This is a genomic window from Ruminococcus callidus ATCC 27760 (genome assembly GCF_000468015.1).
Classification (GTDB): Bacteria; Bacillota; Clostridia; order Oscillospirales; family Ruminococcaceae; genus Ruminococcus_C; species Ruminococcus_C callidus.
This window is the reverse complement of sequence record NZ_KI260494.1, coordinates 1-8,439: the sequence shown is the minus strand read 5'-3', so window position 1 is coordinate 8,439 and position 8,439 is coordinate 1. Positions and strand designations below refer to the sequence as shown.

6 protein-coding genes are annotated in these 8,439 nt (G+C 52.3%); 2 read left to right on the top strand and 4 right to left on the bottom strand.

Annotated elements, in window-relative coordinates; genetic code table 11:
- The first annotated feature begins 75 nt into the window (after positions 1-75).
- Both RUMCAL_RS13695 and RUMCAL_RS14885 read left to right on the top strand, forming a co-directional pair.
- Complete coding sequence (locus tag RUMCAL_RS13695) at positions 76-837, top strand: SDR family NAD(P)-dependent oxidoreductase (RefSeq protein WP_021683602.1); 762 nt, start codon at positions 76-78, stop codon at positions 835-837.
- Positions 838-1,047: 210 nt separating this feature from the next.
- Complete coding sequence (locus RUMCAL_RS14885) at positions 1,048-4,524, top strand: endo-1,4-beta-xylanase (protein ID WP_021683601.1); 3,477 nt, start codon at positions 1,048-1,050, stop codon at positions 4,522-4,524.
- A gap of 290 nt (positions 4,525-4,814) precedes the next feature.
- On the opposite strand, the gene RUMCAL_RS13685 is transcribed toward RUMCAL_RS14885, so the two are convergent.
- The 4 genes from RUMCAL_RS13685 to RUMCAL_RS13670 all read right to left on the bottom strand — a co-directional run bounded on the left by RUMCAL_RS13685 (position 4,815) and on the right by RUMCAL_RS13670 (position 8,182).
- On the bottom strand, positions 4,815-5,690 hold the full coding sequence (locus RUMCAL_RS13685) for a DMT family transporter (RefSeq protein WP_242823524.1): 876 nt from the start codon (positions 5,688-5,690) through the stop codon (positions 4,815-4,817).
- Positions 5,691-5,705: 15 nt separating this feature from the next.
- Positions 5,706-6,998, bottom strand: a complete 1,293-nt coding sequence (locus tag RUMCAL_RS13680) for a chloride channel protein (protein WP_051343897.1) — start codon at positions 6,996-6,998, stop codon at positions 5,706-5,708.
- Between the two features lie 140 nt (positions 6,999-7,138).
- A complete protein-coding gene (gene rbr / locus RUMCAL_RS13675; RefSeq protein WP_021683597.1) occupies positions 7,139-7,681 on the bottom strand; it encodes a rubrerythrin in 543 nt (180 codons plus the stop codon).
- Positions 7,682-7,741: 60 nt separating this feature from the next.
- Positions 7,742-8,182, bottom strand: a complete 441-nt coding sequence (locus RUMCAL_RS13670; RefSeq protein ID WP_021683596.1) for a Fur family transcriptional regulator — start codon at positions 8,180-8,182, stop codon at positions 7,742-7,744.
- Between the last annotated feature and the right edge of the window lie 257 nt (positions 8,183-8,439).

Below are 8,439 nucleotides of genomic sequence, written 5' to 3'. Positions count from 1 at the left end.
AGTCGCCAGACGCTCTTTGTGCGGTATTGCCCATACTGAAAAGCGTTTCCCGATCCTTAGAAAGGAGTTTTTTCTATGAAAGCACTCATCACCGGAGCAACCTCCGGCATCGGAAAAGCCATTGCACAGGAAATGAGCCGCCGCGGCATCTCGCTGATCCTGACCGGACGCAACGAAGAAGCCCTGCTCCGCATGCAGGAAACCCTGCCGGTGCACACCGAGATCATTGCACTGGATCTTGCGGAAAATCAGGCACCCTTTACACTGTATGAATTTTGCAGGGACAAGCACGTAGACATTCTGGTCAACAATGCCGGCTTCGGCGTTTTCGGAAAATTTTCCGAAACAGCATTACAGGAGGAACTGGAACTGCTGCAAGTCAACGTCAGAGCCTTGCACATTCTGACAAAGCTGTTTCTGCGGGACTTCAAGAAACGCAACTTCGGAAAGATCCTGAATGTTGCCTCCAGTGCCGGATTCCTGACCGGTCCCCTGTTCTCCTCTTATTATGCTTCGAAAAACTATGTGGTCCGGCTCTCGCTGGCGATTGCGGAAGAACTCCGCCGCGAAAAGAGCCGTGTCACGATCAGCATTCTCTGCCCCGGGCCAGTGGACACCGGCTTCAACGACCGTGCCGGCGTGCAGTTCCGTGTCAAGGCACTGACACCGGAAGCCGTTGCCAAAGAAGCAGTGTTCGGGCTGCTGACAGGAAAGCTGCTGATCATTCCGGGGCTGATGATGCGTGTAGGCGTTGCCGCGTCAAAACTGGTGCCGGAAAAACTGCTCTCCCGTATCCTCTACCATGTACAGGCAGCAAAACAGCCGGAACACAAGTAAGACACACACAACCACACCGCAAAGCGGCAGACGACCTCCCATGTCATCTGCCGCTTTTTTGCAAATCTCCGAAAAATTGATTTCTGCACCTTTTCACGGATAAAATGTTGACAAAAAAGTAGCGTAATGTTATAATGTATTTATTCACTATAACAACACGTGAATCGAAGCACAAAACCCGCGAAAATCGGAAAGAAGGAATGAAATCAGATGAAATTCAAAAAACTCATGGCGGCAGTCACCACCGGTGTGCTTGCTGTCACCAGTCTGTCCCTTTCGGGACTGATCGGCTCCGCAGAGGTGCAGGAGCTGATGAACGACACGTTCGAAAGCGGCTACGGAGCATGGAAAGGCGTAGGTTCCTCGCTGTCCCTGTCCACGGAGCAAGCCCACAACGGCGGCACTTCCCTGTACTGCTATGACCGCACCGCCAACTGGGGTGCTCCCCGCTGCTCCCTGACCGGAATCGTGGCTGCCGGACAGAGCTACGAGATCTCTGCCAGTGCCATGTACGAGGGCAGCGGTCAGCAGAACATGGCGATCAAAATGATCTACACCGATGCCAACGGCACAGACCACTACGATCAGGTTGCCGCCGCACAGGCAACTGCGGGACAGTGGGTGGAGATAAAGGGCAACTACACCGTTCCCTCCGGTGCCACCGATATGATCCTCTATGTGGAGATGCCGGATGCCAATACCGACCAGACCTATTATATTGACGACGTCGTCATTAAAGGCGAAAAGACAGAGATCCAGCTGGACGACAAATTCGAATCTGACTTCGACAACAACTCCACCCAGAAGTGGAACGGCCGCGGCAGTGCCAAGGTAGAACTCTCCACCAAGTACGCCCACAGCGGCACGACCAGCCTGTATGTTTCCGGCAGAACCCAGCTGTGGAACGGTGCCACCCGCAGTGCGTCCGACATCATGGAAGCCGGCGGCTACTATAAAGTCGGCACCTACGTGCTCTATGACGGCGACCAGTACACCGACACCCAGAAATTTTCCATTAACCTGCAATACGACCTGAACGGCAAGGAAAACTACTACACCATTGCCACCGAAACTGCAAACAAGGGCGAATGGAAATACGTGGGCAGCGAATTCACCGTGCCGGAGGGTGCGACCAACTTCTATATCTATGTACAGACCGGCTACACCAGTGCCCCCAAGGAACAGGATCTCATGAACTTCTACATGGACGATGCAGTCGGCGAACACCTGCCGGATCCTGCCATTCAGGACGACATCGCTTCCCTGAAAGATGCCTATTCCGACTACTTTAAGATCGGCTGTGCCTGTGCCGGTTCGGAATTCGCACAGGGTGCCACCAAAGACCTCATCAAAAAGCACTACAACAGCCTGACACTGGGCAACGAACTGAAGCCGGACAGCGTGCTGGATCAGGCACTGTCCCAGAAGTACGTGGCAGAAACCGGCGATGACACCATGCCCCAGATCTCTCTGAACGAAGCAGACGAGATTCTGAAATTCGCCGGCGAAAACAAAATTCCGGTACGCGGTCATGTGCTGGTATGGCACAGCCAGACACCGGACTGGTTCTTCAAGGAAAACTTCGATCCCAACGGGGCATGGGTTTCCAAGGACAAGATGACCAAGCGTCTGGAAAACTACATCAAGACCGTCATGGAAACGCTGAAAAAGGATTACCCCGATGTGGAATTCTACGCATGGGACGTGGTGAATGAAGCCGCTTCCGATGCCGGCACCATTCGCGATGCCGGTTCCAACAACGAGGTCAACGGACAGTCTGCATGGGTCAAGGTCTACGGCGACCAGTCCTATATCCCGCTGGCGTTCGAATTCGCCAAGAAGTACGCACCGGCAGGCTGCAAGCTGTTCTACAACGACTACAACGAATACTCCCCCAACAAACAGGCGTACATCATCAGCGACATTCTGAAACCGCTGGTGGAAAAGAACCTGATCGACGGCGTGGGCATGCAGTCCCACATCTCCATGAGTTATCCCACCATTGATCTGTACAAATCTGCCATGCAGCAGTATGCAGACCTGGGACTGGAAATTCAGGTCACCGAGCTGGACGTTTCCGAGAAGTCCAACGAATACGCCGACCAGCTGGCACTGGCACAGCGGTATCAGGACGTGTTCAAGATGTACAAGGAAATGAAGGATTCCGGCGTAAACCTGTCCGCGGTTGTCCTCTGGGGCATCACCGACTCCACCAGTTGGATCGGCGGCTATCCCCTGCTCTTTGACAAGGACTATCAGGCAAAGCCGTCCTATTACGCCGTGATCGACACCGACTCCGAAGTGGAAAAGCTCCAGACCATGACGGCATACCGCTATGACGGCACAGATGCCGATCTGGAACGGGCATTGGAAATTGGTACGGCACAGTATCTCAGCACCAAAACCGGCAGTACCGGCACTTATTTCAAGGCAGCTTGGTCTGACGAAAACATGATCGTTCGTGTTTACAATCCGGCAGTTTCAGCAGATGCTAAAAACTCCTATGTTGAAATTTTCGGAAACCAACTGGATTCTATGGGAGGCTTCCCGATTGACGACCAAACTATTACTTCCGCTATGGAATACGTAGACCTGAAATGGGAATCCAACAGTAATGATTGGAACCCGAAAAGCGGCAGTACCGTGCACTTAGATGTATTCAACAATAATGCTGCATGGAATTGCGTTGATGTAGCAGATTACGTTTTTAACAATAGTGACGTACCAACTGGTGCATTGCCCACCTGCGGTATTGTCACCCTGGCAGAACAGCCCAAGTATGCCGAGGCGACCAAGACCGAAACACCCATTACCATTGACGGGGACATCGATGCCGCATGGGCAGATGCCAACACCATTGATGTCAACACCTACTCCATGGGCAACGGTGCGACCGCCGTTTCCAAGATGCTCTGGGACGAGAACTGCCTCTATGTGCTGACCGAAGTCACCGATCCCGTACTCAGCGTGGCAAGTGCCAACGCCTACGAGCAGGACACTGTGGAAGTATTCTTCGACGAGAACAACCACAAGACTTCCTCTTACGAGAGCGACGACATTCAGTGCCGTATCAACTACGAGAACGACAAGACCGTTACCGACGGACGTTCCACTGACGCATTCCTCTCCGGCACGAAAAAGACCGACAAGGGCTATATCGTCGAGGTGGCAATTCCGTACACTATCGGTTCGTTCCACGCTGACCAGATCGTAGGCTTTGACGTACAGGTCAACGATGACGGCACCGGCGACGGCAAGCGTACCAGCATGGCCAACTGGAACGACCTCACCGGTCAGGGCTACATCAACACCAGCGGTTTCGGTGTACTGAAACTGGTGGGTGACGGCACAGTTACCACAGACACCACTGTAACGACCACCACCACTGGTACAACTTCCACCACAACAGAAACTGTCACCTCTGCCACCACCTCCGACAGCAGCACAAACACTTCGGAAAGCGGTGAAAGCGGACTGACACTGTACGGCGATGTCAACATGGACAGCCGTGTAGACATTACCGATGCGGTTCTGCTGAACAAGGCAGTGGCAAACGTTGTCACACTGGGAAGCACCCAGAAGAAGAATGCGGACTGCGATGCCGACAGCGAGATCAGCGGCAATGATGCTGTCGTTCTGCTGAAGTTCCTGGTATCCATTATCCACACCCTGCCCAGTGCAGAATAAGCGTACACTGACAAGCGAACACGATGTAACGGTTAAAAATGAGGATAAGCCTCCCTTGAAAAGGGAGGGGGACCAGCGAAGCTGGTGGAGGGATTCTGCTGAAATCTTTTCTTTTTATTTCAGATTTCACATAAAAAATCCCTCAGTCAGCACAAAGTACGCACTTTGGGTGTCTTTTCAAGGGAGCCTGATCTGTAAAGTTTTAAAATTACAATACTAGAGAAAATTCGAAAAGCGGAGATTCCATGTACCAGAATCTCCGCTTTTTGTAATATACAATTATACGAATTTTATTTATCCGATTCTTTGTTATAGAAAAACATAACCACTGCCATAGCAATGATGATACAGTACCCCAGAATGCTCAGCCAGTCGGGAATCTGTGCAAACAGCAAAAATCCCAAGCCTGCGGCAAAAATGATCTGGGTGTAATCGTAAACGGAAATTTCCTTTGCCGGTGCATAGCAGTACGCAGAAGTGACACCGAACTGTCCGCCTGCCGCCGAAAGCCCTGCCATAACCAGACACAACAGCTGCTTCCACGTCATAGGCTCATAGCAGAACAGCAGATACGGCAATGTCACCACACAGGAAAAGGCGGAGAAGAAAAAGACGATATACGCCTTATTCTCCCCGATCTGCCCCAGACGGCGTACCATGGTATAGGCAACGCCTGCCCCGAAGCCGCCCAGTAGTCCGATCAGGGACGGAAACAAATCCGCATTGGCAAAGGTGGGCTTGATGACACACAGTGCCCCCACAAATGCCCCCAGCACGATCAGCCCCTGTTTCCAGTTCAGTTTTTCCCGCAGAAAGATCCACGAACAGAGAATTGCAAAAAACGGGGACATCTTATTCAGAATCGACGCGTCCGACAGTGCCAGATGATCGATCGCGTAAAAATTGCACAGGATCCCCAGCGTTCCCGCCGTGGCACGCAGTACCAGAAACGGCAGAGATCCCTTTTTCGGCAGAAAGCAGCCGTGTTCCCGCAGAAGCATCGCCAGTGCGAACAACAGTGCCACCAGATTCCGGAAAAAGCTTTTCTGGATAAACGGCAGATCGCCGGAGAGCCGCACAAAGGCATTCATCCATGCAAAACAAAACGCCGACAAAATGATGCAGATCATGCCCTTCTGCCGGTCAGACAAAGAACGCTTTGTCATGATTTTCATCTTCTTTCATTGACGTGTTTTATGGCTGACATAGCCGCCGGTGAACTTGGAGGACAGGAACGTCTGTTCCCCATACAGCCCGTAATAGCCGGAGAGCAGATAGCTGACGGCGACTGCCAGCAGATAATACGGAGCACCCGCCATACCGAACAGTTCAGATGCGATCATCATAGAAGCCAGCGGGCAGTTGGTCACGCCGCAGAACAGTGCCGCCATGCCTACTGCCGCACAGAGAGAGGGCGAAATTCCCAGCAAGTGCCCGAACAGACAGCCAAACGTTGCCCCAATGAAAAAGGAAGGTACGATCTCGCCGCCCTTAAAGCCGCCGCCCAATGTCAACGCCGTGAAGATCATCTTCGCCAGAAACGCATACCAGACCACCTGCCCTGCCACGGCACGCCGCATCACCTCGCCGCCAATGCCCAGATAGTCCTGATTATGTACCAGCAACGCCAGCACCCAGAGCACACCGCTTGCCGCCAGAATCCGCAGATATGGATTTTTGCAATACTTTTTCAGGAAGTGTTCCGTCTGGTGCAGCAGCACACAGAACAGAATGCTCACCGCCGCACAGCAAACGCCCAGCAGCAAAATTTTCAATGCCGGCACCACCTGAAACGCCGGAATTTCCCCGATCGTATACTTCGCCAGCGGAATGCCGCATTTGCCCGCCAGCCACGAAGCCGTCAGAGAAGCAATGGTACAGGGCACCAGTGCCGCGTACCGCATGGCACCGACACACACCACTTCCATGGCGAAAACCGGTGCCGCAATGGGCGTACGGAAAATTGCCGAAAACGCCGCCGACATGCCGCAGAGCATCAGCACCTGTTTATCCCGTTCCGCCAGACGGAACACCCGTCCCAGCATACTGCCCACACTGCCGCCCAGCTGCAACGCCGCACCTTCCCGTCCGGCACTGCCGCCGCAGAAGTGGGTCACTACGGTGGAAATGAAAATCAGCGGTGCCATTTGCATAGGCAGTTCCGTTTCTGCCCGCAGCGAAGCCAGCACCATATTGGTGCCCTTGTCGTTCTGGTCGTGACTGATGCGGTACAGCCACACGATCAGCAGACCGCCGGCGGGAAGTGTCAGCACTGTCCACCAATGCCCCGTCCGGAATGTCGTCACCCACTGTATGGCATACACAAAAGCAATCCCGATAAATCCCACCAGAACGCCCATCAGCACAGAGTAAAACACCCACCGCAGCAGCAGCCGCAAATGGGAAAGAATGTGGATACCGCTGTGCAGCAGCCGTCCTTTCCAGTGGGAAAGAAAACGTTCCCTTGAACGCATACCATTCCTCCTGACACAAACGCAATCCTCCGGAAAGTCATGCTTTCCAGAGGATTTCCGTCCAATTTTATTTGCAAGATATTTGCAAGGAAAGTGATTTCCTTAAGGCAACACCGCACAGAGCTTGTACGTAAGATGCCTTAATAGTTCTCAGCCTTGACCTGAAAATAGGACTGCGGGTGCTGGCAGACCGGACAGACCTCCGGAGCCTTTTTGCCTACGACAATGTGACCGCAGTTGGCACATTCCCAGATGACATCGCCGTCCTTGGAAAAGACGCAGTCGCCCTCGATATTGGCGAGCAGCTTGCGATAACGTGCTTCGTGTTCCTTCTCGATCGCACCCACCGCCTCAAACAGTGCCGCGATCTGTGTGAAGCCCTCTGCCTTTGCCTGCTCCGCGAACTCGACATACATATCTGTCCACTCGTAGTTTTCGCCGGCAGCCGCATCTTTCAGGTTCTCCGTTGTTTCCGGCATCACGCCGCCATGCAGCAGCTTGAACCAGATCTTCGCGTGTTCCTTTTCATTGTTGGCAGTTTCCTCGAACAGCTTGCCGATTTGCACATAACCGTCTTTCTTTGCCTTGGAAGCGTAATAATTATACTTGGTGAATGCCTGTGATTCGCCGGCAAATGCCGCCAGCAAATTTTTTTCCGTCTGTGAACCTTTCAGTTCTGCCATGATATGACCTCCTTTTCATCTTGGAGAAAGCAAAACAAAACTGTTGCATACAAACAAGTTTTATTCCGCATTTTTCCTATGTGGTTCTTCGGTGGTTTGCAGCTGTGCCCGCTGTTCCGCCGCCTTTCGACAGGCGGGACACAATCCGGAAAAGACAATGTGATGGGATTCCACCAGAAAATCCTCGCAGCCTACGATCTTGCTGCACAGGTCGCTCTGATAGGGCATGTTCACATCGAACACCCGATTGCAGCTGCGGCATTCCAGATGATAGTGGGGCTTGGTGTTGAAATCGAAACAGTCTGCCCCGTCCGGAATGGGAATGTGCAGGATCTCGCCCTGCTCTGACAGGATCTTCAGATTCCGGTAGACCGTTGCCTTGCTGATCAGCGTGTTCTCTGCGGCGATCTCCCGAAAGATTTCGTCTGCCGTAGGGTGATTGTGCATTCGCCGTACCGTTTCCAGCACCAGACGACGCTGAAGCGTATTGCGATTTTTCATAAAAATCAATCCTTTAAGCCGAGCATATACAAGATATGCTCTAATAGTATCAGTTCTTAATTAACATTATATACTATCTGATTTGACTTGTCAAGAGATTTTTCTAAAAAGGCAACACAACAACATCATTTCCCCTCTTTTATTGTCGCCGGTTTCCGGAAGATTATACAAAAAAGCCTGCCTTGACAAAAAGCAAGACAGGCTCGATACCACAAATTACGCTTTACGGCAATACCGCACAAAGATTGTGCGACAGA